Source organism: Streptomyces sp. Y309 (genome assembly GCF_056712025.1).
In genome coordinates this window covers 3388427-3414283 of record NZ_CM160048.1, presented here as the reverse complement: position 1 = coordinate 3414283, position 25857 = coordinate 3388427, and the positions used below count along the sequence as shown (strand labels likewise).

Below are 25857 nucleotides of genomic sequence, written 5' to 3'. Positions count from 1 at the left end.
GTCAGGGAGCGACCGAGGCCTCCACGGGCTTCGCCCGCAGCGCGAGCGTCGTCGGCAGCAGGATCGACACGAACGTCAGCGCCACCGCAGCCGTGACGATCGTTGCGTAGATCCATCCGGGCCCGCTGGGGATCACGTTCCCGTCCAGGGCCACTCCGAAGGGGAGCAGTGAGCCGGCGGCGACGCCGGTGCCGAGCACGATCCCGACCAACGCGGTCACCAGCGCCTCGACGGACATCATCCACAGCACCTGACGGCGGGTGGAGCCGATCAGCCGCTGCAGCGCGAACTCGCTGCGCCGCTCGGCGGTCGCCACGATCAGGGAGTTGACCAGCGCGATCACCGCGTAGCCGACCACCACGGCGGCCAGCAGGTAGCTCGCCACCCGGCCGCTCTTGTCGCTCTCCGCGTGCGCCGCCTTGGCCTCGGAGCGGTTGGCGACGAAGGCTCCGGGCACCTCGCCGGTCTGCTTCTGCAGCGCCGCCCTCAGGTCCTGGGACGACACCCCCGGCTTGGCCTTCACCAGGATCTGGGACAGCTCGCCGTCCGTGGTGTGGGGCAGCAGCTCGGCGGCGGGCACCATCGCGTAGTCGAACCCGCGCGGCGGGTCGAACGACCCGACCACTGTCATCGAGCTCGCCTCGCCGTTGCCCCAGCGCAGCCGCACCCGGTCGCCGACCTTCTTGTCCTTGTCGCGCAGCACGTGGTCGGGCAGCACGATGCTGTTCCCGGTCAGTTTCCCGAAGTCGCCCTGCACCGCACGGTGCGCCATGGTCTGCCGTGCGCCGGACGCCGTGACTCCTTGCAGGTCGATCTTGGTCGGCCTGACCTTGGGCTCCGTCTTCGTGCCGTTGTCGTTCTTGCCCGCATCCAGGACGGTCTCCAGGCTTCCTTCGCTGGACGCCGAAGCGGATGCCCCCTCGACCTGCGGCAGCCGGGAGAGTGTGTCCACCAGCGACAGCGGGAGCGCGCCCTCCTGCGAGGCGACGATCGCGTCCGCCTTCAGGTTCTTGGCGAACACCCGGTTGCTGGCGTCGTCCTGACTGGTCTGCAGGTAGATCAGCGCCGTGGCCAGGCCGGTGGCCAGCATGATCGGGGTGACCGCCGCGGCAAGCCGGACCCGGCGCACGGACGCGTTCAGCATGGCCAGCTGGCCCGAAAGGCCCGTGAACCAGCCCACCGGCCACCGCAGCAGCGCCGCGAGCCAGCGGCACAGGGCCGGGGCCACCAGGGCGATCCCCACGGCCCACAGCATCGCGGCCGGCGCGGATGTGCTCGCCGCGGTCGGCCCGCTCATCACCATCGCTGTCACGAGCGCCAGCGCGCTCGCACCGCCGAGGAACAAGAACGCCAGGATCATGCGGATCGGGCTGATCCAGCGGGTCTGCAGCGTGGCCTCCGCCATCGCCTCGGTCGGCCGGACCTTCGACACCCGGCGGGAGGCGATGAACGCCGCAGCCAGCGCCGCGAACAGCGTGGCGCCGAACCCGGCGAGCCGCGGGATCAAGCCCTGGCTGAAGATCATCTCCCTGGGGATCAGGTCCTCGTCGACCAGGACGTCGTACATGAAGCGGCCGAACGCCTGCCCCGGGACGATGGACAGACCGCCCGCGAATACCGCGGCCAGCGCCGTCTCCGCCATCACCATGCGGCGCAGCTGGCCCGGCGTGACCCCGGTCGTGCGCAGCAGCGCCATCTCCCGGCGGCGCTGCTGCACCAGCATGCCCACGGTGCTGCCCACCACGAAGATCGCGACCATGGTGGACAGGCCGCCGAAGGCGCCCGCGACCGGAATCAGGTTCTGCTTGCCGCTGATCGCGGCCGGGAACTCGGCGACCCCCCGGTCGTTGCCGTGGAGCGCCTGGGCATCGTGGTCGGAGACGGCGTCACCGACGGCGTCGGCGAGCCGCGCCGGGTCGGTGCCCGCGGTGGCGAGCACCCCGATGTCGTCGATCTTCCCGGGCCGGTCGTAGAGCCGGACTGCCTCGGCGTCGGTGAACAGCAGCGCGGCCTGGGTGGTGTGGCGGCTCTCGGCGATGCCGCTGACGCGGAAGACGTGCGGGACGCCGCGCACCGACGCCTTCAGCCGTGCGCCCGGCCGCACTCCGGTCTTCTTCGCGGTGGCACGGTCCACCACCACGTCATCGGCCGCGGCCGGTTTGGCGCCCGCCACCAGCTTGTACGGCGAGAGCGCCGCGCTGGACCAACTGTGCCCGAACGCTTCGGCCGGCCGGCCGGCCAGCGCGGTGATCGGCACCGATACGTCCGGCACCGCCTTGGCGACACCGGGCACCTTGGCCACGGCGTCCACCAGGTTCTCGTCCAGCAGCACCCGCTCGGTCAACGGATCGTCGTCGTTGCCGACCGGGGAGCCGGGATAGTCCTGGGTGCCGGTCACCACGACGGGCGCCGCGGCCAGCCGCTCGGCCTTGACGTTGGCCCGGATGCCGGTCTCCAGCAGACTGCCGCAGCCCTGGACGACGACGGCGCCGACGAACAGCGCGATCAGCGACGCCAGGAAGCCGCCCTTGCGGAACCGCAAGGTCTTGAGCGCGAGGCGCAGCATTACAGCCCCCGATCCGCGCCCGCGGGCCGCTGCGACCGGGCCCACGCACCGAGCTGGGTCATCTGGCTCGCCACCTGCTGGACGGTGGGCCGCTCCAGCTCGTTTTTGACGCGGCCGTCCACCAGGAACACCACGCGGTCCGCGTGGGAGGCGGCCACCGGGTCGTGCGTCACCATCACCGCGGTCTGCTCACCGGAGTCCACCGCCTCGCGCAGCAGTCCCAGGATCTCCAGCGAGGTCTCGGTGTCGAGGGCGCCGGTCGGCTCGTCCCCGAACAGCAGGTCGGGCTGGGTGACCAGGGCGCGGGCGATCGCCACGCGCTGCTGCTGACCACCGGAGAGCTCGCCCGGGCGGTGCTTGCGGCGCTCGGTCAGACCGGTGCGCTCGATGACCTCCGCCACCAGCCTGCGGTTGGGCCGCTTGCCCGCCAGCCGCAGCGGCAGCGTCACGTTGTCCACCACGGTCAGCGCGGGCATCAGGTTGAAGCTCTGGAAGATGAACCCGATCCGGTTCCTGCGCAGCTTGGTCAGCGACCGCTCGCCCATCGCCGTCAGGTCCTGGCCGTCCAGGAACACGCTGCCGGACGTGGGCCGGTCCAGCAGGGCGGCGCAGTGCAGGAAGGTGCTCTTGCCGGAGCCGGAAGGACCCATCACCGCGGTGAACGTGTGGCGCCGGAAGCCGAGCGACACCCCTGCCAGTGCCGCCACGTTGTTGCGCGACCGCCCGTACACCTTGTGGACGTCCTGTAAGCGCAGCAGCTCCTCGGTCCTGGGCTGCTCTCGCCTCGAACGCATCAATATCTCCTATTTCTCGGGGACTTCCGTTGGTTCGAGCCGGCCGCGGAACGTCGAGAGGGAGAAAGGGCTCGAACATGCTGGTGCTGGTGAGCGGTCGGGCTCCCCTTCCGGACATCCGGTCCAATGCGCCGGAATGCCCGGTGGCGAATCCGCCGAAATTCCACATATGCGCAGGTCATCAGCGCGGAATCCCGGTACGAATCACTACTGTAACGACGCCTGGGGCCCTGGAACATGGGGCTACCCCTACCTTCGGACCGGTGGAACACCCCTGCTCGCGCGTCAGCCGCGCGTCAGTGATCGGTTCATCTGTTCCTGCAGTGCACTCCTGCGCAGGCAGTGGTCCCTGCACGCCGCAAGTCCCCCGGCGCGTCGACAGGACGGACGCTCCGGGGGGTTGCGGGGTCACCCGGGGTGGGCTCACTGTTCGACGGGCACGCCCTCGATGGCGTAGAGCTCCGCGCCGCCGCTGAAGTACGGCATGGCCACCGCCTTGCTGAACCGGAAGCCGCTCGCGGAGAACAGCGACCGCCACTCCCGCTCGGTGCGCTCCTTGCCGCCGTTCATCAGCATCATGGTCAGGTCCAGCATCCGGGCCAGGCCCGGCTCGTTGCCCGCCGGCACGATCCGCTCCAGGATGACCACCCGGCCGCCGGGCCTGATCGAATCCCGCATCCGCCGCAGCACCTTGACGCTCTGCTCGTCGTCCATCGCGTGCAGCACACAGCTGATCAAATAGGCGTCGCCCTCGGGGAGTTCGTCGAAGGCGCTGCCCTCGCGCAGCTCGACCCGCTCCTCGACACCCGCCTCCTTGAAGTGCCGCATGGTGTGGTCGATCCCGGCGGAGATCTCCACCAGCACGCCCTTCATCCCGGGGTGTTCGTGAAGCACCGCGGCGAGCATCGAGCCCTGGCCGCCCCCGACGTCGACCAGGGTGTCGACGCCGTCGAAGGAATACGTCTGGGGCAGCGGCAGCTGCTCGCTCCAGGTGACCGCGCCCATGCCCTTGCGGAACGCGCTGCCGGTGTCCTCCACCGTGTCCAGGTAGTCCCACAGCGGCATGCCGTACTCGATGTCGAACGCGCGCTCGCCGGTGCGTACGGCCTCGGACAGCGCCCCGTAGGAGCGGTAGACCTCCCGGCCGTAGAACAGCACCAGGTCCTTGACCGAGTCCTCGGTGTCGGAGCGCAGGAACTCGGTCACCGGGGTCATGCCGAACTGCCGGTCCGCCTCCTCACGGAAGTATCCGGCGCCGGCCAGCGCGCGCATCAGCCGGTAGAGCGACTCGGCGTGCGTCCCGGTCCGCTCCGCCAGTTCGTCGATGCCGCGCACCCCGTCGGCCACATGGTCGGCCAGGCGCAGCCGCGCGGCGCTGTACACGGCGGCGCTCAGCCAGCCCGCGTACATGTCCTCACGTACCCGCACACTGCTCACATCGCTCACGGCACATCCTCCGAGTGTCTTGTGGTTCGCCTCGATCAGATGTGACGAGGCATCAGAAATGCAACAGAAATGGACGAAAGACCTGCAACCGCACGGGCCGGGCCCGGCCGGGGCACGGGTGCCGGGGGTGTCACCCGTTGTCGGCGGAGTGGCCGACGAGGTTCAGGAACACGTCGTCCAGCGTCGGCCTGCGCAGGACGAAGTCCGCGACGTCCACGCCCGCTTCACGCAGCGCGATCGCGGCGGCACCGACCCCCTGGGCGCCGTCGTTGAGCTGCACCGAGACCCGCCCGGTCACCCCGTCCACGGTGGGCGGCGCCTGGGCGATCGGGGTGAGCGCGGACACCGCCAACGCGGTGGCACCGGCGGCCTCTTCGGCCCTGGCCGAGGCGACCAGCTGCACCTCGAGCCGGTCCTCGCCGACCTTGCGCTTGAGCTCCTCCGGCGTACCGGCCGCGATGACCCGGCCCGACTCGATCACCACGATGCCGTCGGCCAGCCAGTCGGCCTCGTCCAGGTACTGGGTGGTGAGCAGGACGGTCATGCCGTCCTGCACCAGGCCGCGCACGGTGTTCCACAGGACGATCCGGCTGGCCGGGTCCAGGCCGACGGTCGGCTCGTCCAGGAAGAGCACCTCCGGGGAGCCGATCAGGCAACTGGCCAGGTCCAGCCGCCTGCGCATGCCGCCGGAGTAGGTGCCCGCCGGGCGGTCGGCGGCCCCGGTCAGCTCGAAGCGCCGCAGCAGCTCGTCCGCGCGCTCCCGCGCGGCCCGCCGGCCCAGGTGCAGCAGCCGGGCGAACATCACCAGGTTCTCCCGGCCGGTGAGCAGTTCGTCGACCGCCGCGTACTGCCCGGCAAGACCGATCCGGCTGCGCACCAGGGCGGGCTGGCGGGCCACGTCGAAGCCCGCCACTTCGGCCCGGCCGCCGCTGGGCTTCAAGAGCGTGGACAGGATGCGCACCGCGGTCGTCTTGCCGGCCCCGTTGGGGCCGAGCAGGCCGAGCACCGTGCCCGCAGCCACATCGAGGTCGATGCCGGCGAGCGCGGTCATCCCGCCGTAGCTGCGTGCCAGGCCCTCGGCCCTGATGGCACACGTCACGGCCGGGCCACGCGATCCCGCAGCGATTTGGGCCGCATGTCGCTCCAGTGCTGCTCCACGTACGCCAGCGCCTCGGCCCGCGGGCCCTGCTCCAGCGCGACGCTCCAGCCGTCGGGGACCTCCGCGAACGCCGGCCACAGGGAGTACTGCTCCTCCGCGTTGACCAGCACCAGGAAGGTGCCGTTCTCGTCATCAAAGGGATTGCCGCTCATTTCCCCACTCCTCCTATACGCGCTATACGTGCTGTACGCGGTTTCACCGTTCAGCGGTCAGTGCGACCGGCAGTCCTTGGTAGCCGTAGACGAAGTTCGAATAGAGTCGCCGCGGCTCGCCGCGGAGTTCGATCGCGGCCACCTGGTCGCGCAGTGCCTCAAGCACCGCCGCCACATGGGCGCGGCCGAGGAACGCGCCGATGCAGAAGTGCGGGCCGTGGCCGAACGCGACGTGCCGGTTGGGCTTGCGGGCGAGGTCGAACCGGTGCGCGTCCGGGAAGGCGTCCTCGTCGAAGTTCGCCGCGGTGTTCCACAGGGTCACCACGTCGCCGGCGCGGATCAGCTCGCCGCGCAGCGGAACGTCCTCGACCGCGCGGCGGCCGAAGTGCATGGCGGGCGTCGTCCAGCGCAGCACCTCCTCGGTGGCGTCGGCGATGCTCACCTCGCCGTTCTTCAGCGCCCGCCACTGCTCCGGGTGCTCGGTGAAGGCGATCAGCGCGCCGATCGAGGACATCCGGCTGGACTCGTCCGCCCCCAGCACCAGGCTGTAGCAGTTGAAGATGATCTCGTCCTCGGACAGCGGCTCGCCGTCGACCAGGCCGGTGGCCAGCGCGCTGACCACGTCGTCCCCGGGCGACTGGCGGCGCTGTCGGGCCAGCTCGCCGAAGTAGAGCAGGATTTCGTTGCGGGCCAGCCACTCGTCCAACTGCGAGTCGTTCTCGTCGTAACGGGACAGGGTCTTGTTGTTCCAGTCGACCAGTTTTCCGCGGTCGGCGACCGGGATGTCCATCAGGTCGCCGATGGTGTTGATCGGTATGTGGTCCGCGACATCGGTGGCGAAGTCCGCCTCCGGCCGCGCGACCACCTCCGCGATCAGCTGCTTGGTGCGCCGGCGCACCAGCTGGCCGACGTGCTCGAGCACCCGCGGCGAGAAGGACTTCTGCATCAGCTTGCGGGTCTCGCGGTGGCGCACGCCGTCGGTGACGGCGAGCATCTTGCCGCCCGCGGAGTCGCCGCCCTGCAGCAGGGTCGACAGCACGTTGCCCTGCTCCGAGGTGAAGCGCTTGTTGTCCTTGTAGACCGCCAGGACGTCCTCGTAGCGGGACACGGCCCAGAATCCGGGCCGGTCCTGTGCGGGCGGATTCCAGTGGACCGGCGCGGTGGCACGCAGCTCGCGCCACATCGCCTGCAGGTCGGTGTCGATGAACGTGCGCGGGTCGGCCAGGTCGGGGAAGCGCAGGTCCTCGCGTGTGCGGGCAGGTTGCACCGTCATGATGTCTTCCTCAGCTCCAGAGGTCTCGGGTCGGCCGGCTCAGCGCGCATCGGCCCGGTAGCGCCACATGCTGATCGCTCCGGTGACCAGCAGCACGGCCGCAAGGGACAGCACGGCGACCAGGCCGGAGTGGGTGGCGGCGAACCCGGAGACGTCCTGCGGGTTGCCCCACTGCTGACGCACCACCGTGACCACGGCGCTGACCGGGTTCCACTCGGCGATCGGGCGGACCAGCGCGGGCATCTTCTCCGCCGAGATGAAGCCTGTGGACAGGAACGAGAACAGCACCGCGATGAGACCGCCGATGGAGTTGATCGTCTCCGGATTGCGCCAGAGCAGCCCGAGCATGATGCCGACCCACACCATGGCGTACACGAACGCCGCCGCCACCGCGAACCCCGCGAGCACCGACAGCGGATCGCCGTGCGGGCGCCAGCCCAGGACGAGGCCGGTGAGGGTGACCACCGCGAGGCCGAAGAGCCCCATCACCAGATCGCCGATCGAGTTGCCGATCAGCACGGTGGCCTTGGAGATCGGCAGCGACCGCAGCCGGTCGACGAGGCCGCTGCGCAGGTCGAGTGCGACGGCCATCGCCGTGGGCGCGATGCCGGCCAGACCCACCTGCATCAGCCCACCGGCGAAGATGTACTCGCTGTAGTCGGAGTCGCCGGGCACCACCACCGAGTCACCGAGCAGATAGCCGAACGCCACCAGCACGATGATCGGGTTCATGATGATCCCGACCAGCCTGCCGGGCGCGCGGCGCAGTCTGCGCAGCCGTCGGGCCGCCACCGTCTCGATCTCGGTCAGGGCCGAGGCCAGCGCGCCTGCCCGGGCTCCTGCCGCTTGCGTGGTCATCCCGCACTACCTTTCCTCTGCGGCTGCGAGCCGTCCTTGAGCAGCCCGTTGATCATGGCGGCGAGCCAGGCCTGCGGGGCCGGGTGCATCAGGTGCTCGTGCCCCACGTCCACGGCGTGCTCGGTGAGGCGGGCGACATGGGGCCGCCAGCGGTCGGCCAGGGCCGCCTGCTCCTCGTCGGTGCGCTCGGCGGTGGCGACCACCAGGTGCAGCTCGCCGTCGTAGTGCTGTGGTGCGAACTGCCGCAGCAGCGCCCCGTGCCGCTCGGACAGCGCCATGATCCGCAGCACCGTGTCCTCGCCGAGCGCCAACAGCGGATGCTTCTCCCGGCGCAGCTCGTCCAGTACGTCGTGCGGCGTCAGGGCGCGTCCTTCGAAGCGGGCCCGGTCGTGTCCGAGCACGTCCAGCACGTTCACCAGCATCTCGGACTGCGACTCCCGCGGTGCCGGCCGGCCGGCATCGGGGTAGCCGTCCAGATTCACCAGCAGCGCGACCTGCTCCCCCGAGCGCTGCAGCCGGGCGGCGAGCTCCTGCACCACCAGGCCGCCGAACGACCAGCCGAACAGGTGGTAGGGGCCCTCGGGCTGGATCTCCCGGATGCGGGCGAGGTAGGCGTCGGCCAACTCGCCCATGCTCCCGGGCAGTTCCGCCGTGCCGGACAGCGCCGGCGACTGCAGGCCGTAGACCGGATGTCCCGGCTCCAGGTGCTGGGCCAGACCGATGTAGGGCAGTGCGAACCCGACGCCGCTGTGCACGAAGAACAGCGGGGCCAGGTCGCCGTCCGGCCGGATCGGCAGCACCGGGGCGACCGGGTCGAGTTCGCCTGCGCCTTCGATGACGCGGCTCATCGCCTCGCCGCGCCAGGCCGCGGCCTGCTCCGCCGGCTGCCGCTCGTCCGCGACCGCGGCCAGTGCGGCCACCGTGCGATGCGTGAACAGGTCGGCGATGTCCAGCTGCAGGCCTGCCGCCACGGCCCGCCCGATCAGCCCGGGGGCGAGCAGCGAGTGCCCGCCGAGGTCGAAGAAGTCGTCCAGTACGCCGACTTCGGGCAGGCCGAGCACGTCCGCGAACACGCCGCAGAGCAGTTTCTCCGAGACGGTCTGCGGGGGGCGCCGGTCGTGGACCGCCGTATCCGGCGTCGGCAGCGCGGCCCGGTCCAGCTTGCCGTTGGGCGTCAGCGGCCAGGCGTCCAGCACGGTCAGCGCGGACGGCCGCAGATAGTCCGGCAGCCAGGCGGCGAGCTGCGTGCGCAGCTGCTCCGGCACCGGTTCGGCGCCCGCCTCGGGCACCACGTAGCCCAGCAGCCGCGCCCGTTCGCCGTCGACGCTCACCAGGGCGTCGCGGACCCCGGGAAGCGCCCGCAGCGCGGCCTCGACCTCGCCGAGCTCGATCCGGAAGCCGCGGATCTTGACCTGGTGGTCGCTGCGGCCGACGTACTCGAGCCGGCCGTCGTGGCCCCAGCGGACCAGGTCGCCGGTGCGGTACATCCGGGCGCCCGCCGGGCCGAAGGGGTCGGCGACGAAGCGGTCCGCGCTCAGGCCGGGCCGGCCGTGGTAGCCGCGGGCCAGCCCGTCGCCGGCCAGATACAGCTCGCCCAGCACGCGGTCGGGCACCGGGCGCAGCGTGGAGTCGAGGACGTAGGCACGGGTGTTGGCGATCGGCAGGCCGATCGCGGGCGCCCCGGCCCGCTCGGTGTCCACCTCCCACGCCGTGGACCAGATCGTGGTCTCGGTCGGGCCGTAGACGTTGAGCACCGAGCCGGCCACGGCGGCCAGTTCCGCCGCCAGTGCTTCGCCGATCGCCTCCCCGCCCGTGATCACCCGCAGTCCGCGCAGCGCGGTGGGGTCCGCGTCCAGCAGTGCCCGCCACAGGCTCGGGGTCGCCTGCATGACATCGATCCGCTCCGTGGTGATCAGCGCTGCCAGCGCCTGCACATCGCGTACCGCCGCCCGGTCGGCGAGCACGAGCTCGCTGCCCGCGAGCAGCGGGACGAACAGCTCCAGGTTGGCGATGTCGAAGCCGAACGTGGTGGTGGCGAGGAAGCGTTCCCGGGCCGTGAGGGCCAGCCTGCCGCCCATGTCGGCCAGCAGGTTGCGCAGGGCGCCGTGCGGCACGGTGACGCCCTTGGGGCGGCCGGTCGAGCCGGACGTGTAGATCACGTACGCCGGGTGGTCCGGCAGCAGCCCGGCCGGCTCCGCGGGAGCGGTTCCCGCGGGCGCCGTGGCCCCGGCGGGCTCGTCCACCAGCAGCCGCGGCACGTCCGCCTCCGGCAGCCCGGCCGAGGTCGCCGCGTCGGTGATCACCAGCAGCGGGCCCGCGTCCTGGAGCATGTAGCGGATGCGGTCGGCCGGGTGGTCGGGGTCCAGGGGCAGGTACGCCGCTCCGGCGCGGGCCACCGCGAGCGCGGCGACCACCAGCTCCGGCACGCGCGGCAGCGCGATGCCGATCACCGTGTCCGGGCCGGCGCCCCGCGCCAGGAGCGCGGCCGCCAGCCGGCCGACTCGCTCATCCAGCTCCCGGTAGGTGAGCGCGCGGGCACCGCAGCGCAGGGCGACGCGGTCCGGGGCCCGGCGCACCGACTCGGCGAACAGGCCCGGCACCAGGGCCGGCGGCACGGCCACCGCGGTGTCGTTGCGGTGCACCATGATGTGCTCGAGCTCACCCGGTGCGAGCACCGTCACCGAGCTCAGCGGCTCGTGCGGCCGTTCGGCGACCGCGCGCAGCAGCCGGATCAGCCGCTCGCTCAGCCGCTCTCCCGAGGCCCGGGTGAACAGGTCGGAGCTGAACACCAGGGCGCCGAGGATGCCCTCCGGCGCGCCGTCGGCCCGCCGCTCGAGCAGGTCGAAGGCCAGGTCGGCCTTGGGCCGCATGTTGTGCAGCGGCTCCTCGCGGCAGTCCAGGCCCGCAAGCGCCAGCGGCGGCGTGCCGTCGTCCGCGGTGAACTGCACCAGCACCTGGAACAGCGGATGGCGGGCCAGCGACCGGACCGGGTTGAGGTCCTCCACGAGGTACTCGAACGGCACGTCCTGGCGGGCGTACGCGGCCAGGTCGATCTCCCGGACCCGGCCCAGCAGGTCCACGAAGCTGGGGTCGCCGCTGGTGTCGGTGCGCAGCACGAGCGTGTTCACGAAGAACCCGACCATGTCGTGCAGGCCCTCGTCGTCGCGGCCGGTGACCGTGCTGCCCAGCGGGATGTCCGTGCCGGCCCCCAGTTTGGTGAGCAGGGCGGCGACGGCGGCCTGGACGACCATGAACAGGGTGCTGTTGTGCTCCTGGGCCAGCTGGGCCAGCGCCCGGTGCAGGTCGGCGTCCAGGGCGAAGCGGACCGTTTCGCCGGTGTGGCTGCTGACGGCGGGCCGGACGAAGTCGCGCGGCAGTTCCAGTTCGTCCGGCAGGCCGGCGAGCACCTCGCGCCACTCGGCCAACTGCTCCGACAGCGGCCCCTCAACGTCCCGCTCGGAACCGAACAGATCGCGCTGCCACACCGCGAAGTCCGTGTACTGCAGGGCCTGCGGCGCCCAGCCGGGCGCCCGGCCCGCCAGCCGCGCGGCGTACGCCTCGGCGAACTGCCGCAGCAGCGGGCCGGTCGACACCCCGTCCACCGCGATGTGGTGGAACACCAGCAACGACACCGACTCGCCGTCATCCAGCCGGTAGAGGTGGGCCCGCACCGGGCACTCGGTCTCCAGGTCGAAGCCGTGGTCCACCTCGCGTGCCAGCTCGGCCGCGAGATCCGCGCCGGGCACGTCCACGACCCGCAGCCGCGGCCGGAAGTCCGCCCGGGGCTCCTGGTGCGGCACGCCGTCGGCGTCCTGGGGGAAGACCGTGTGCAGCACCTGGTGGCGGGCCACGACATCACCGAGCGCCGCCTCGAACGCCGCCACGTCCGGCACGCCCGCATAGCGCATCGCGACGGGCACGTTGTAGGTGCCGGTGCCGCCCTCGGCCATGTGGTTGAGGAACCACAGCCTGCGCTGCGCGTACGACAGCGGCCAGTGCTCGCCCTCGGCGAGCGGGGCGGCGGGCCGCAGCGGCGGCCGGTCCGCCTGCTCCGCCTGCGGCAGCAGCGCGGCCAGCGCGGCCGGGGTGCGCGCCTCGAACAGCGCGCGCACCGGCAGGTCGACGCCCAGCTCGGCGCGCACCCGGCCCAGCGCGAAGATCGCAAGCAGCGAGTGCCCGCCCAGCTCGAAGAAGTCGTCGTCGACCCCCACGGGCCCATGGCCGAGCACGTCCGCGAACACGGTGCACACCAGGCGCTCCGCCGCGGTACGCGGCTCACGGCCCGGCGTGGACGTGCCCGGCTCGATCGACGCCAGCGCCGTGCGGTCCACCGTGCCGGCGGCCGTCAGCGGCAGCTCGTCCAGGACCAGCACCGCCGACGGCAGCATGTAGTCGGGCAGCACCGCGGAGAGATCGGAGCCCAGGACGGCGGTGGTCGGCACCTGCGTGCCCGGGACGGGCACGACGTAGGCGGACAGCCAGGCGGCATCGTCCTGCCCGTCCACGCGCACCGCGGCCTGGCTGACGTAGGGCAGGGCCCGCAGCGCGGCCTCGACTTCGCCCAGCTCGATCCGGAATCCCCTGACCTTGGCCTGCTCCTCGCGCCTGCCCAGGAACTCCAGCTCGCCGTCCGCGCCCCAGCGCACGACATCGCCGGTGCGGTACATGCGGCCGCCGTCCGACGCGGCCGGATCGGCCACGAACGCGGTCGCGGCGGGCGCGGCCGAGCCCAGGTAGCCCACGCCGACGCCGCTCACATACAGGTCACCGGGCACGCCGCCGGGAACCGGGCGCAGGTCGGGGCCGAGCACGTGCAGGGTCGTGTTGCGCAGCGGCCTGCCGACCGGCACCCGCCGGCCCGCCGCCAGCGGTGCGCTGATCACGGCGTGCGTGACGTCGCCGGCGCACTCGGCCGGCCCGTAGCAGTTCACGATCGGTACCTGCGGGAACCTGGCCAGCCAGCGGTTGCACAGGTCCGAGCCCACCGCCTCGCCGGTGACCGTCAGCCGGCGCAGCCGGCCGGGATCCACCGCGGTGCCCTCGCTGTCCCACCGGTCGAGCGCGGCCGACAGCAGGCCGGGGACGACCTCGAGCACGGTGACCTCTCCGTCCCGCACGGCCTCGAACAGGGCGTGCGGCTCGCGGGCCGCGTCCCGGTCCGCCACCTGCACCGTGCCGCCGGCCAGCAGCGGCGCCAGCAGCTGCCACACCGAGCGGTCGACGGTGACCGGCGCGGGGTGCAGGAGCCGGTCCTGCGGGGTCAGGCCCAGTGCCTCGGCCTTGGCCAGCAGCTGGTTGACCAGGCCCGCGCGGGCGACCGTGACCGCCCTGGAGCCGGTGGAGGCGGAGGTGAGGACCACATAGGCGGGCGCGTCCGGGGCGTCCGTGTCGGGTGCGAGAGCAGCCGCCGGGTCCACCCCGGCGTCCAGCGCCACCGGCTCGACCCGTAGGCCGTACTGCTCCGCGGCCTCGGTGATCAGCTCGTCGGCCAGAGCGCGGTGGGTCTCGTCGACGATCAGCTGGTCCGCCCCGCTGTCCCGCAGGATGCCGGCGAGAGCGCCCGCACGCGCGGTGACGTCCAGCGGCACGTACGCCCGGCCCGCGCCAAGGACGCCCAGCACGGCGGCGATGTGCCCGGCGCCGGGGCCGGCCAGCACCGCCACCCGCTCGCCGCCGGTCAGCCGCCGCGACAGCGCGCTGGCGCGGCCGACCAGTTGGGCGTACGTGGTGGCGCCGTCCGGGGCGGACACCGCGACGGCGTCGGGGCGGGCCGCGGCGTGTGCCCGGACCCGGGCCACCACGCCTTCGTAGCGCTCCGCGGTGACCGGTCCTGCGCCCAGCTCACCCAGGCGTGCCCGCTCCGCGGCGGGCAGCACGTCCAGCTGGCTCACCCGCGCCTGCGGGTCGGCGACCGCCGCGCTCAGCAGGGCCAGGAACCGGTCGACGGTGCGCTGGGCCGTGCTGCGGGCATACAGCTCGGTGCGGTACTCCAGGACACCGGTCATCGAGCTCGGTTCGCCGTCGACGAAGCACTCGTCGAGCAGCAGCATCAGGTCGAACTTGGCCCGGCGCAGCGGCACCGGTGTGATCGACCCGAACAGGGCGGCCGCCTGCGCGCCGGTGTCCTGCCGGCTCGTCATCGTCAGCCGGTACTGGAACAGCGGCTGCCGGGTCGCTGACCGGTTCGGGTTGAGCGCCTCGACCAGGTGCTCGAATGGCAGATCCTGGTGGGCGTACGCGGCCAGATCCGTCTCCCGCACCCGGTGCACCAGGTCGGCGAACGTCGGATCGCCGCTGGTGTCGGTCCGCAGCACGAGGGTGTTGACGAAGAACCCGATCAGGTCCTCCAGCGCCTCGTCGTCCCGGCCCGCCACGGAGGTGCCCAGCGGGATGTCGGTGCCGGCGCCGAGCCGGGTGAGCAGCGTCGCGAAGGCGGCCTGGACCACCATGAACAGGCTGGCGTCCAGATCGGCCGCGAGGCGGGTCAGGTCCCGGTGCAGCTGCGCCGGGATCTCGAACGCCAGCTCCTCGCCCTCGTAGCGGGGCACCGCGGGGGGCAGGTAGTCGGTCGCGATGTCCAGGGCCTCCGGGGAGCCTTCCAGCGCCCGGCGCCAGTACTCGAGCTGCTGTGCGGCCACACTGTCCGGATCGTCGGCGTCTCCCAGCAGGTCGCGCTGCCACACGCCGTAGTCCCGGTACTGCACGGGCAGCGGGCTCCAGTCGGGGGCGTGCCCCTCGATCCGCGCCGCGTAGGCGGCGCACAGGTCGCGCACCAGCGGTGTGATCGATGCGCCGTCGAAGGCGATGTGATGGATCACCAGGAGCAGCACGTGCTCACCGTTGTCCACCTCGTACAGCACACAGCGCAGCGGCGGCCCGGTCAGGTCGATCCTGGTGTCCGCCTGGTCCGCGAGCGCCTCGTCCAGATCGCCGGCCGCGACGGTTACGACCGTGACCGGCGGGTCCGGCTGCGGGTCCAGGACCCGCTGGACGGCGACCCCGTCCTGCTCCGCGTACACGGTGCGCAGCACCTCGTGCCGCGCGCTCACGTCGGCGAGCGCAGCGCGCAGGGCGGGCTCGTCGCCCGCCTGCGAGAGCCGGATTGCGATCGGCACGTTGTACATGCCGGCGGCCTCTGCCTCCTGCAGCCGGTCCATGAACCACAGACGCTGCTGCGCGAAGGACAGCCCGTGCCGCCGCTCGTCGCCGGACGCGGGCCGCAGCGGCGGGCGCGCCGCCGCCGCGCCGCCGATCGCCAGCGCGAGGCCCGCGACCGTCGGGGCCTCGAACAGCGCCCGGATCGGCACCTCCAGGTTCAGCATCGCCCGCAGCCGGGCGATCACCTTCGTGGCCAGCAGCGAGTGCCCGCCCAGGACGAAGAAGTCGTCGTCGATGCCGACCGAGTCCAGGCCGAGGACCTGGGCGAAGACGAAGGCGAGGCTCTCCTCCAGCGGGGTCCGCGGAGCGCGGCCCACCGGCCGTGCCACGGCGCCCGGCTCGGGCAGGGCCTTGCGGTCCACCTTGCCGTTCGGGGTCAGCGGCAGGCTCTCCAGCGCGACCAGGGCAGCGGGCACCATGTAGTCCGGAAGCTCGCCTGCGGCATGCTCGCGCACCAGGTCCACATCCGGCAGTTCACCGCCGGGCACCGGCACGACGTAGCCGACCAGCCGTTTGCCGCCGCCGTCCTCGCCGAGCACCACGGACGCGTCGCCGACCATGGGCGCGCCGCGCAGCGCGGCCTCGACCTCACCCAGTTCGATCCGGTACCCGCGCAGCTTCACCTGGTCGTCCACGCGGCCGACGTAGTGGAGCACCCCGTGCGCGTCCCAGCGGGCGAGGTCGCCGGTGCGGTACATCCGCTCGCCCGCGGCATCGAAGGGAGAGGCCACGAACCGGGAGGCGGTGAAGCCGGGCCGGTTCAGATAGCCGCGGGCCAGCCCGCCGCTGACGTAGATCTCCCCGGTCACCCCGGCCGGCACCGGGCGCAGCGCGGAGTCCAGCAGGTACACCCGGTGCGCCGCCAACGGCCGTCCGATGGAGGGGCGTTCGGGCCCGTGCAGCGGGCCGGCGCAGGAGGAGGCGAGCACGGTCTCGGTCGGGCCGTAGCCGTTGAACATCCGGACGCTGTCCGACCAGCGCGTCACGACCTCCTTCTGGCACGCCTCGCCGGCGACCACCATGGTCAGGTCGGCCGGCAGGGTGCTGCCCTCGGGCAGCGCCGCGGCGACCGCGGGCGGAAACGCCAGCAGATTGACCCGCTGCTCGGCGATCAGGTCGACCAGCGCGGGCCCGGGCAGCCGGCTCAGCTCGTCGGTCAGCACCAGCGTGCCGCCGCCGAGCAGCGCCATCGACCACTCCCAGATCGAGGCGTCGAAGCTGGACGGAGCGAACTGCAGCATCCGGGTGTCCGCCACGACGTCGAACCGTGCGATCAGGTCGAAGACCATCTTGGTGAACCCCAGGTGGTCCACCACGACGCCCTTGGGCCGCCCGGTCGAGCCGGACGTGTAGATCACGTACGCGGCATCGGTGGGCAGCAGCGGCCGGGTGCGCTCGGCGTCGGTCGGATCGCCCGCGGGGCGGGCGGCCACCCGCGCCGCGCGGTCCGGATCGTCGACCAGGATCATCTCGGCCCGGCCGGCGGGCAGCGCGCGGCCGATGTCCACGGTGGACACGATCACGGCCGGCCGGGAGTCCTCGAGCATGAACGCGATCCGGTCGGCCGGGTACTGCGGGTCGACCGGGACGTAGGCGGCACCGGCCTTCTGCGTCGCAAGCACCGTCACCAGGAGTTCGGGGGTGCGCGGCAGCACCAGCGCGACGACCGTGTCCGGGCCCGCACCGCACGCGATCAGCTCGTGCGCCAACCGGTTGGCCCGCGCGTCCAGTTCGGCGTAGCTCATCGAGCCGCCGCTCCAGCTCAGTGCCGGTGCGTCAGGCGCGGCGGCGACCCGTTCGGCGAACAGCGTCGGCACGTCGCACACCCGGCGTTCGGCGAGGGCACCCGCCCACGGGCCGACGATGTCGGCACGCTCGTCGGCGGTGAGCGCATCCAGCGCCCCCAGCGGCCTCTCCGCGTGGTCCACCACGGTGGCCAGCAGTCCGGTCAGCCGCTGCACGACCCGCTCGGCGCCGTCCGCCGTGAACAGGTCCGGCCGGTAGGCCAGTTGCAGCCTGAGCCGGGTGCCCGGATGCACCAGCAGGGCCATCGTGTACTCGCCGGAGAGCTCGGCCTGGACGTCGTCCACGGCCAGGCCCGGCACGATCGCACTCAGCTCCGCCAGGTCCGTCGGATAGTTCTGGATGGTCACGGACGTGTCAAGGAGTCTGCGGATCCCGGTCAGCCGCTGGATGTCGCCCAGGCCCAGGTGCTGGTGGTCGGTCAGGGACAGTTGCTCGTCCTGCAGGCCGGCGGCGACGTCGGCGAACGACCGGTAGGGGTCGAGCCGCACCGGTACCGGCAGGGTGTTCACGAACATGCCGACCATCTCGTCCACACCGGACAGGTCGGCCGGGCGGCCGGACTGCACGCTGCCGAACACCACGTCCCGGCTGCCGGTGAGCTGGCCGACGAGGATCGCCCAGCAGGTGTGCACCACGGTGGCGAGCGTGAGGCCACGGCGGCGCGCGAACCCGGTGACCGCATCGGTCAGGTCCGCCGGCAGATCGAAGAAGAGATGCTCGGGCCGCACCGGCGGGATCTCCTCGCCGTGGGGCGAGACCAGCGTCCCCTCGGACACGTTCGTCATCGCCGCCCGCCACGCCCGCTCCGCGCTCGCGACGTCGCGCTCGCCCAGCCAGCGCAAGTAGTCCTGGTACGGCCGGGGTTCGGGGGATCCGGGCGCGCCGTCCCGGTAGGCGCTCAGCAGCTCGCGCAGCACGATGGGGGTGGACCAGCCGTCCGCCACGATGTGGTGGAACGTCCACAGCAGCCGGTGCCGGTCGGGGCCGAGGCGGATCAGCGTGAACCGCATGGGCGGCGAAGCCGCCAGGTCGACGCCGCGGTCCCGGTCGGCGGCCGCGAAGTCGGCGAGCTGCGTCTGGGAGGCGCCGCTCAGGTCGACGTGCGACCAGGGAAGATCGATCGTCTCGGGGATGACCTGCAGCTGCTCGCCGGTCGCGCTGTAGCGGAAGCAGCAGCGCAGGTTGACGTGGCGCCGCAGCAGGCTCGCGGTGGCGGCGCGCAGCCGGTCCTCATCCAGCGGCCCGGTCAGGTCCGCGTGCACCTGGACGTGGTAGACGTCCAGTTCGTTCTTGTGCAGGCCCGCGTGGAACAGCATGCCCTTCTGCAGGGGTGACAGGGGCAGCACGTCCTGCAGCGGGCCCAGGTCGGCCTCCAGCTCGTCGATCTCGCGCTGCGTCAGCGTCGAGACGGTCAGGTCGGAGGGCGTACGGCCGCCCGCGCCCGGCGTGCCGGCGTGTTCGGCCAGCAGGCCGAGCAGCCGCAGCCATTCATCGGCCAGCTCGGCGCAGCCGGGCACGAGGTCGGGCAGGTAGGCCCAGTCGGCGATCAGCCGGCCCTCGCTCACCGCCACGGTCACGCTCACCGCGTGCTCAACGGGGGTGGCCGGGTCCGCGGCGGCGGTCACTGTACCGGGGAGTTCCGCGTCGAAGCGCAGCCGCACCTGCGGGGTGCCGCGCCGGGCGAGCACCCCTGCGGTCTGCGGGTTGAGGCGGCGCAGCACGCCGTAGCCCGCGCCGCCGTCGGGCAGCGCCCGCAGCTGCTCCTTGACCCGCTTGACCGCATCGTCCAGGTCCGCGTCGCCGGGCGTGAGGTCCTCGGGGTAGAGCACGGCCGCGTCCGCCCGCACGGGGAATCCGCTGCCGCAGTGGCCGATCGTACGGCTGAGGTCGAGGCCCTCGACGGGCTGCCGGCCGCCGTGACCGGCCAGCTCGACCAGCACGGCGGTGCGGCCTGCCTCGGCCTCTCCTCGGTGCGCCGCCGCGGCGATCGCCAGCGCGGCAAGCAGCGCGTCCTCGGTGGTGGCGTGAAACGCCGACGGCAGCGTGGACAGCAGGGCCGTACTGGCCTCTACGGGCACCTCCTGGCGCAGCCGGCACAGCGCGGCCGCGGTGTGCTTGGCCGGGTCGAGCACCACGTCCGGCACCAACTGGGCGTCGGAGTCCAGCTGTTCGGTCCACGCGGGCAGCTCGCGCACCCGGTGTGCGGCGCGCGCCTGCTCGGCGAGGCGGGCCGCCCAGTCCCGGTAGGGGACCGGCACGTCGCCGGCCACCGGCGTGCGCCCGGCGACGGCGTCGCGGCACCCGGCGAGCAGGTCGTCGGCGAGCACCCGCCACGACGCGGCGTCCACCACGAGCTCGTGCGCGAGCAGCAGGATGCGCTGCCCGGCGAGCGCGGCCTGCAGCGTGATGCCCTCGCCCACCGCCAGGCGCGGCCGCGCGGCCGCGGCCAGTTCGGCCGGCTCGGCGTCCGCCGGGGCCTGGGACACCAGCTGCTCGGCGCGCACCGCGCCCACGGGGAGCACCCCCGATGTCAGCAGGCCCTCGAACGGCTCGGTCAGACACAGCCGCAGTGCCTCGTGCCGGTCGAGCAGCGCCTGCACGGCCGCGGTCAGCGCGGCCAGGTCGGTGCCCTCGGGGGCGTCCAGGACCAGGAACTCGCCCGACTGCGCGCCCGCCTTGGGCAGTGCGTCGGCCCGGTCCCGCAGCCGCTGCACCGCCGGGGTGAGTGCGGCCTCGTGCATGTCCCACGGTCCGTCCGCCGCCGCTCGCTGCGACTGAGTCACGATGTCTCCCTCTTGTTGGCTCCGCAGTGCGCGACCAGGGCACGCAAGGCCCGGAACCAGGTGTGTGCGATGTCCTCGGCGTCCGTGTCGGCGAACAGCTCGCCCGCCCACAGCCAGTCGGCGACCAGGTGCGGCCCCTCGGGCCGGTCCTCGGTCACGGGGGTGACGGCCAGGACGTGCCGCAGCGGCATGTCCGGGCTGGTGGCGGTGGAGATCACCGTGTCGCCGCCGTCCAGTTGCCAGGCGCCGGTGCCGGTGCCCGCGGCGAACCGGCCCAGGTAGTTCAGGCCGAGCTCGGGCGGCGCGAACCGGGCCAGCGCGGCCTGCGTCTGCGCGTTCAGGTAGCGCAGCAGGCCATAGCCCAGGCCGCGGCCGGGCGCGGCGTACGTGCGCTCGGCGAGCCGTTGCAGCGCGGCGCCGCCGGCCCACAGGTCGTCCCAGTCCAGGTCGCCGCCGTCCGCGGAGGTGTCCAGGCGCACGGGGAAGACACTGGTGAACCAGCCCACCGTGCGGGCCAGGTCCTCGCCGTCGATCGGCTCGCGGCCGTGCCCCTCCAGTTCCACGAGGACCTGCCCGGCGCCCTCGCCCCTGCGGCGCCGCCAGTCGGCCACGGCGATGGCCAGCGCGGTCAGCAGGACGTCGTTGACCTCGACGCCCAGCACGGCGGGGGTCGCGCCGAGCAGCGGCCTGGTCACCTCGGGCGGCAGGACCAGACGCAGCGCGTGCCCGGTGGCGTAGGTGTCGCGCAGCGGGTCGAGCGGCCGGCCGGCCAGGGGCGGGCCGCTGTCGCGGACCTGCTCCAGCCAGGCGGGGAACTCCGTGAGGCGCCCGCTGGAGCGGGCGTCGCGGCCCAGCGCGCGGCACCACTGCCGGTAGGAGGTGCCGACGGGATCGAGCGCGATGTCCCGGCCGGCCAGCACCGCTTCCCATGCCTCGCGCAGGTCCGGCACCAGGACCCGCCACGAGACGCCGTCCACGCACAGGTGGTTGACCAGCCACAGCAGCCGGTCTGGTGCGTCGTGCGTGCCGCGGACGAGCACCGCCTGGGTGACGATGCCGTGCTCGGGGTCCATCCGCATCCCCGCGGCCGCCGCGAGGTCCGGTATCGGCGCGGCGGCGGCTTCGGTGAGCACGTCGCCCGCCTTGACCGAGCCCGGCGGCAGCGTCTCCATCACCCACTGCCCGGCGACGGGGACGCTCACCTGCATCCGCAGGGCGTCGTGGTGGTCGAGCACGGCCTGCAGCGCGTGGCCGAGCCGGTCGGTGTCCGTGCCCGGGGGCACGTCGACGACCACGTACTGGCCGTAGCGGCGGGCCGCCTCGGGCAGGCCGGCCGAGGCCAACAGCGCCAGGTCCGCGCAGAGTTGCGCGGCCACCGGCGGCGGCTCGACGGTGCCGACGCCGTCCTCGGCGCGGGGCGCCGACGGCGGCCGCACCGGCACGGCGGCCGCGGCGATCGCGGCCGGCGTCTTGAGCTGGAAGATCTGCTGCGGGGTGACCTGCAGGCCCTCGCGGCCGATCCGGCTGGACACCTGGATCGAGATGATGCTGTCGCCGCCCAGGTCGAAGAAGTTGTCGTCCGGGCCGATCCCGCTCAGGCCGAGCGCCTCGGCGAACAGCCGGCACAGCAGCTCCTCGCCGGGGGTTTGCGGCTTGCTCGATCCGCCCGCCCGCACCACGTCGTCGGCGTCCGGCTCGGGCAGCGCCTTGCGGTCCACCTTGCCGTGGCCGGTCAGCGGCAGCGCGTCCAGCGCCACGATCACGGACGGCACCATGTACGCGGGCAGCACCGCGCCGAGCCGCTCGCGCAAGCGCGCCGGGTCGTCCTGCGCGGCGTCGGCGGGCACCACGTAGCCGACCAGGCGCTGCCTGCCCAGCTCCCCGAACACCGTGACGGCCGCGTCCCGTACGTGCGCCTGGGCGAGCATCGCGGCCTCGATCTCGGCCAGTTCGATCCGGTTTCCGCGCAGCTTCACCTGGTGGTCGCGGCGCTCGACGAACTCCAGCTGCCCGTCGGCACGCCACAGCACCCGGTCGCCGGTGCGGTACATGCGCGCACCGCCGCCCGCGAACGGATCGGGCAGGAACGTCGCGGCGGTCTTGGGCCCGTCGCCGAGGTAGCCGCGGCCCACGCCTGCCCCGCTGACGTACAGCTCGCCGATGACGCCGCGGGGCACGGCCGCCAGGTTGTCGTCCAGCACGTACAGCGAGGTGTTGCGGACGGCGCGGCCGATCGGGACGCGGCGTCCGGCGGCGCCGGTGATGCCGTCGTCGGCGGTGAGCACCGCGTGCGTGACGTCGTCGGAGCACTCGGTGGGTCCGTAGGCGTTCAGTACGGGGATCGCCGGTTCGCGGCGAAACCAGCGCTCGCACAGTTCGGCGGGCATCGCCTCGCCCGTCACCAGCAGCCAGCGCAGGGCGGGCAGCCGCGGTCCGTCCCCGGCCACGTCCCAGGCGTCGAGTGCGGCGCGCAGCAGCGAGGGCACCACTTCGGCCACGGTGACGCTCTCCCGTACGGCCAGCGGGAACAGCAGGTTGGGGTCGGCGGCGACCGTGCGGGACACGATGCGCACCCGGCCGCCGACCAGCAGGCCCGCCAGGAGCTGCCACACGGAGATGTCGAAGGTGAGCGGCGCGTTCTGCAGGACGGTGTCGGCCGAGGTCAGGTCGAGGTCCTCGATCTTGGCGCGCAGGTGGTTGACCATGCCGCCGTGCTGCACCATCGCGCCCTTGGGTGTGCCGGTGGAGCCGGAGGTGAAGATGACGTACGCCAACGCGTCGGGGGCGGCGGGGGTGCCGGGGCCGTCGGGCAGGCCGGTGAGTTCGGCGGGTTCGGGGTGCTCGGCGTCGTCGAGGAGCACGGTGCCGGCGCCGGTCTGGGCGGCGATCTCGGCGGCCAGTTCCTGGTGTTCGGCGTCCGCCAGCAGGCAGCTGATGCCGTTGTCCGCCACCAGGCCCGCGGTCCGTGCGGCGGGGGCCTGCACGTCCAGCGGCACATAGGCCGCGCCCGCTCCCCAGATGCCGAGCATGCCGACGACGAACGCGGCGCCCGGTCCCGCGAGCACGCCGACGAGGCCGGTGGCGGGCAGGCGCGGGGTCAGCGCGTTCGCGCGGGCGAGCAGCTGCTGGTAGGTGAGTTCCCTGGGCGCGTCGTCGGGTCCGTCGATCAGCGCCACCGCGTCGGGGCTGCGGGCGGCGACCGCGCGGATGGCCGCGGCGACGCTCAGGTAGGGCTCGTCGGTGGCCGCTCCGTGCGACATCCGGTCGTAGGCGCCGGCCTCGGCCGCGTCGAGCAGCGCGATCTTCCCCACGGGCGTCTGTTCGGCGACGCCGGCGAACCGGCCCAGGAAGTGCGCGAACCGGTCGGTGTGGTCGGTCAGTTCGTCGGCGTGGTATAGGTCCGGGTTGCCGTTGATGTTCAGCTGCAGGGCCTGGTCCGCGTTGTCGACGGTGGTCACCATCAGGTCGCTGACCAGGCCGGTGGTGAGGTTGTGCGCCGTTGCCGTGCACGGGCCGAGGTCCAGGGCGGTGGGCAGCGGCAGCATGTTCACGAACGGGCCCACCGGCCAGCGGTCGGCGGGCTGCAGGCCGAGGTCGCGGCGGATCGCGCCGACCCGGTAGCGCTGGTGGCGCAGCAGCTTGGACAGGTCGGCCGCGGTCCGGCGCAGCAGCTCGGGGCGGCTCTCCGTGCCGTCGAGGCGCACCTGGAGCGGCAGGAAGTTGGCGGTCATGCCGGGGATCTTGAGGGCGGTGGCACTCATCCGGGCGCTCGCGGCGACGGTCAGTGTCACGTCGGGGGCGCCCGTGATCCGGTGGGTGTAGAGGGCGGTCGCGGCCATAAGCAGCGCGCCGGTGCTCACACCCGCCGCGGCCGCGGCGCCGCGCACGGCGCTCGACGTCGGCTCGTCCAGGACCCGGGTGCGGCGCAGGAAGCCGCGGGGCAGCGAGTCCACCGGCGACCGGGTGGACAGCGTGGTCCCCGCGGTGGGCCGGGCGAACCGGTCCTGCCAGAACGCGCGGTCGCGTTCCTCGAACCGCGTCCCGAGGTAGGACTGCTCCTCCTCGATCAGCGGCCGCAGTCCCGGCAGCGCACCCGCGCCCACGTCCGCGCCCGCGGCCAGGCCCGCGTAGATCTCCGCGAACCGGCGCCAGTACACCAGGTGGCTGTAACCGTCGCTGATCGCGTGGTGGTTGCACAGGTACAGCCAGGTCCGCTCCGGGCCCAGGCGCAGCTCGGCCAGCCGGATCAGGGGGAAGGCGTCGATCGCGAACGGGCGCAGCAGGTCGGTGTCCATCCACTGCCGGGCGGCGGCCTCGGGGTCGGCCTGCGCGGACAGGTCGTGCCGGCCCAGCGGCACGGCGGGCAGGGCCTCGACCTTCTGCCGGGGCAGCCCGTCCTGCACGAGGAACCGGATCCTGGTGCACTCCGCCTCGTCGAGCAGCCGCCGCACGGCGGCCTTGACCAGCTCGGGGTCCACGGGGCCGCGGATGTCCAGGTACGCACCGGAGTTGTAGGCGGGCGTCCCGCCGGAGAACTGCTCGTCGTACCAGATCTCCGCCTGGCCCGCGAGCAGCGGGAACGCGGCGGGTGCGGCCGGCGCCGGGTGCTGCTGTGCCACCGTCACGGCTGCCTCCTGGGGGTGGCGGGCTGCGCGGCGGCGGCCGGCGTGTCGGCTCCGAAGTGTTCGCTCACCCACTCGTCGTCGTAGATGGTGTCGAGGTAGCGCTCGCCGAGGTCGGGGGCGATGGCCACGGCGGTGAGGCCGCCGTCGGGGGTGTGCTCGTCCAGCCAGCGCAGCGCGCCGGCCACCACGGTGCCGGTCGAGCCGCCGAACAGAAAGCCGTTGCGCTGCATCGTCCGGCAGGTGCGTACGGTGTCGCGTTCGGCCACGATGATGAGCTCGTCGACGTAGGACCGGTCGAGCAGGGCGGGCCGCACCGCGGTACCCAGGCCCGGGATCAGGCGCGGCAGGGGCGGGAATCCGAAGGTGACCGACCCCTCGGCGTCGATGCCCACGATCCGCACCGAGGGCTTCTCCTCGCGCAGGTAGCGCGCGCAGCCCATCAGCGTGCCGGTGGTGCCCGCGCCGACGAACAGGACGTCGAGCTCCGGGAATTCCTTGAGGATCTCCGGGCCCGTGGTGCGGGCGTGCGCCAGCCAGTTCGCGGCGTTGCTGTACTGGTCGAGCCAGACGTAGCGGTCGTTGTCCCGGCACAGCTGCTGGACGCAGTCCAGCCGGGCGCCGAGCAGTCCGTGCTCGGGGTGGGCTTCGGTGACCACCCGCACCTCGGCGCCGTGGGCCCGCATCAGCTGCTGTGCGGCCCGTGTGCAGCGCGAGTCGGTGACGCACACGAAGCCGTAGCCGTAGCTGGCCGCGACGATGCTCAGGGCGACGCCGAGGTTGCCCGAGGAGCTCTCCACGATGGTGGTGTCCGGGCGCAGCACGCCCGCACGCTCGGCGGCGCCGACCATCTCCAGGGCCGCCTTCAGCTTCACCGAGCCGGCGAAGTTGAAGCCCTCGCACTTGAGGTAGAGCGACTTCCCGAAGGCCGGCTCCAGGGAGACATAGAGGTCCCCGACGTTGAACTCCTCGGGCCGGGTGATCACCGTCATCGTGTCTCCCAGCGGGCCGGATTAGAGAAATCGGGCCGCGACTCCGTAATCGACATCTTCTCCAAACCCCTACTCCGACACTCCCCGACTCGCGATATTCGGCAATGATTACGGGCGTCGCTGACAAGGCGATGACGAGCCAGTGACAAGCCGCCCTGACCTGTGAATATAGAATTCTGCAAGGTTCTCGCACAGAGCAGTTCCAGTGATTCGTTGACTTCCGGCAGCTCCCCGTGGGAAATTCGGCA

Annotated in this window: 10 protein-coding genes; all 10 read right to left on the bottom strand. The window is 72.9% G+C overall.

Annotation, left to right across the window (positions count from 1 at the left end; all coding sequences use genetic code 11):
* Position 1: 1 nt before the first annotated feature.
* Positions 2-2566, bottom strand: a complete 2565-nt coding sequence (locus AC0KTA_RS13080; RefSeq protein WP_481055290.1) for an ABC transporter permease — start codon at positions 2564-2566, stop codon at positions 2-4.
* Entirely contained in the window at positions 2566-3360 is a 795-nt protein-coding gene (locus tag AC0KTA_RS13075; protein WP_481055289.1) for an ABC transporter ATP-binding protein, read from the bottom strand. Before AC0KTA_RS13075 ends, AC0KTA_RS13080 begins: the two co-directional genes overlap by 1 nt.
* A gap of 423 nt (positions 3361-3783) precedes the next feature.
* Complete coding sequence (locus tag AC0KTA_RS13070; RefSeq protein ID WP_481055288.1) at positions 3784-4806, bottom strand: methyltransferase; 1023 nt, start codon at positions 4804-4806, stop codon at positions 3784-3786.
* Between the two features lie 130 nt (positions 4807-4936).
* Positions 4937-5857, bottom strand: a complete 921-nt coding sequence (locus tag AC0KTA_RS13065; RefSeq protein ID WP_481056408.1) for an ATP-binding cassette domain-containing protein — start codon at positions 5855-5857, stop codon at positions 4937-4939.
* A gap of 44 nt (positions 5858-5901) precedes the next feature.
* A complete protein-coding gene (locus tag AC0KTA_RS13060; protein ID WP_481055287.1) occupies positions 5902-6117 on the bottom strand; it encodes an MbtH family protein in 216 nt (71 codons plus the stop codon).
* Between the two features lie 43 nt (positions 6118-6160).
* The gene (locus AC0KTA_RS13055; protein ID WP_481055286.1) at positions 6161-7390 is read right to left on the bottom strand and encodes a cytochrome P450; all 1230 of its coding nucleotides are present in this window, start codon (positions 7388-7390) and stop codon (positions 6161-6163) included.
* Positions 7391-7429: 39 nt separating this feature from the next.
* Positions 7430-8248, bottom strand: a complete 819-nt coding sequence (locus AC0KTA_RS13050) for an ABC transporter permease (protein WP_481055285.1) — start codon at positions 8246-8248, stop codon at positions 7430-7432.
* A complete protein-coding gene (locus AC0KTA_RS13045; protein ID WP_481055284.1) occupies positions 8245-19995 on the bottom strand; it encodes a non-ribosomal peptide synthetase in 11751 nt (3916 codons plus the stop codon). The genes AC0KTA_RS13050 and AC0KTA_RS13045 overlap by 4 nt, the downstream gene beginning before the upstream one ends.
* The gene (locus tag AC0KTA_RS13040; protein ID WP_481055283.1) at positions 19992-24620 is read right to left on the bottom strand and encodes an amino acid adenylation domain-containing protein; all 4629 of its coding nucleotides are present in this window, start codon (positions 24618-24620) and stop codon (positions 19992-19994) included. Before AC0KTA_RS13040 ends, AC0KTA_RS13045 begins: the two co-directional genes overlap by 4 nt.
* The gene (gene sbnA, locus AC0KTA_RS13035) at positions 24617-25609 is read right to left on the bottom strand and encodes a 2,3-diaminopropionate biosynthesis protein SbnA (RefSeq protein ID WP_481055282.1); all 993 of its coding nucleotides are present in this window, start codon (positions 25607-25609) and stop codon (positions 24617-24619) included. Before sbnA ends, AC0KTA_RS13040 begins: the two co-directional genes overlap by 4 nt.
* Between the last annotated feature and the right edge of the window lie 248 nt (positions 25610-25857).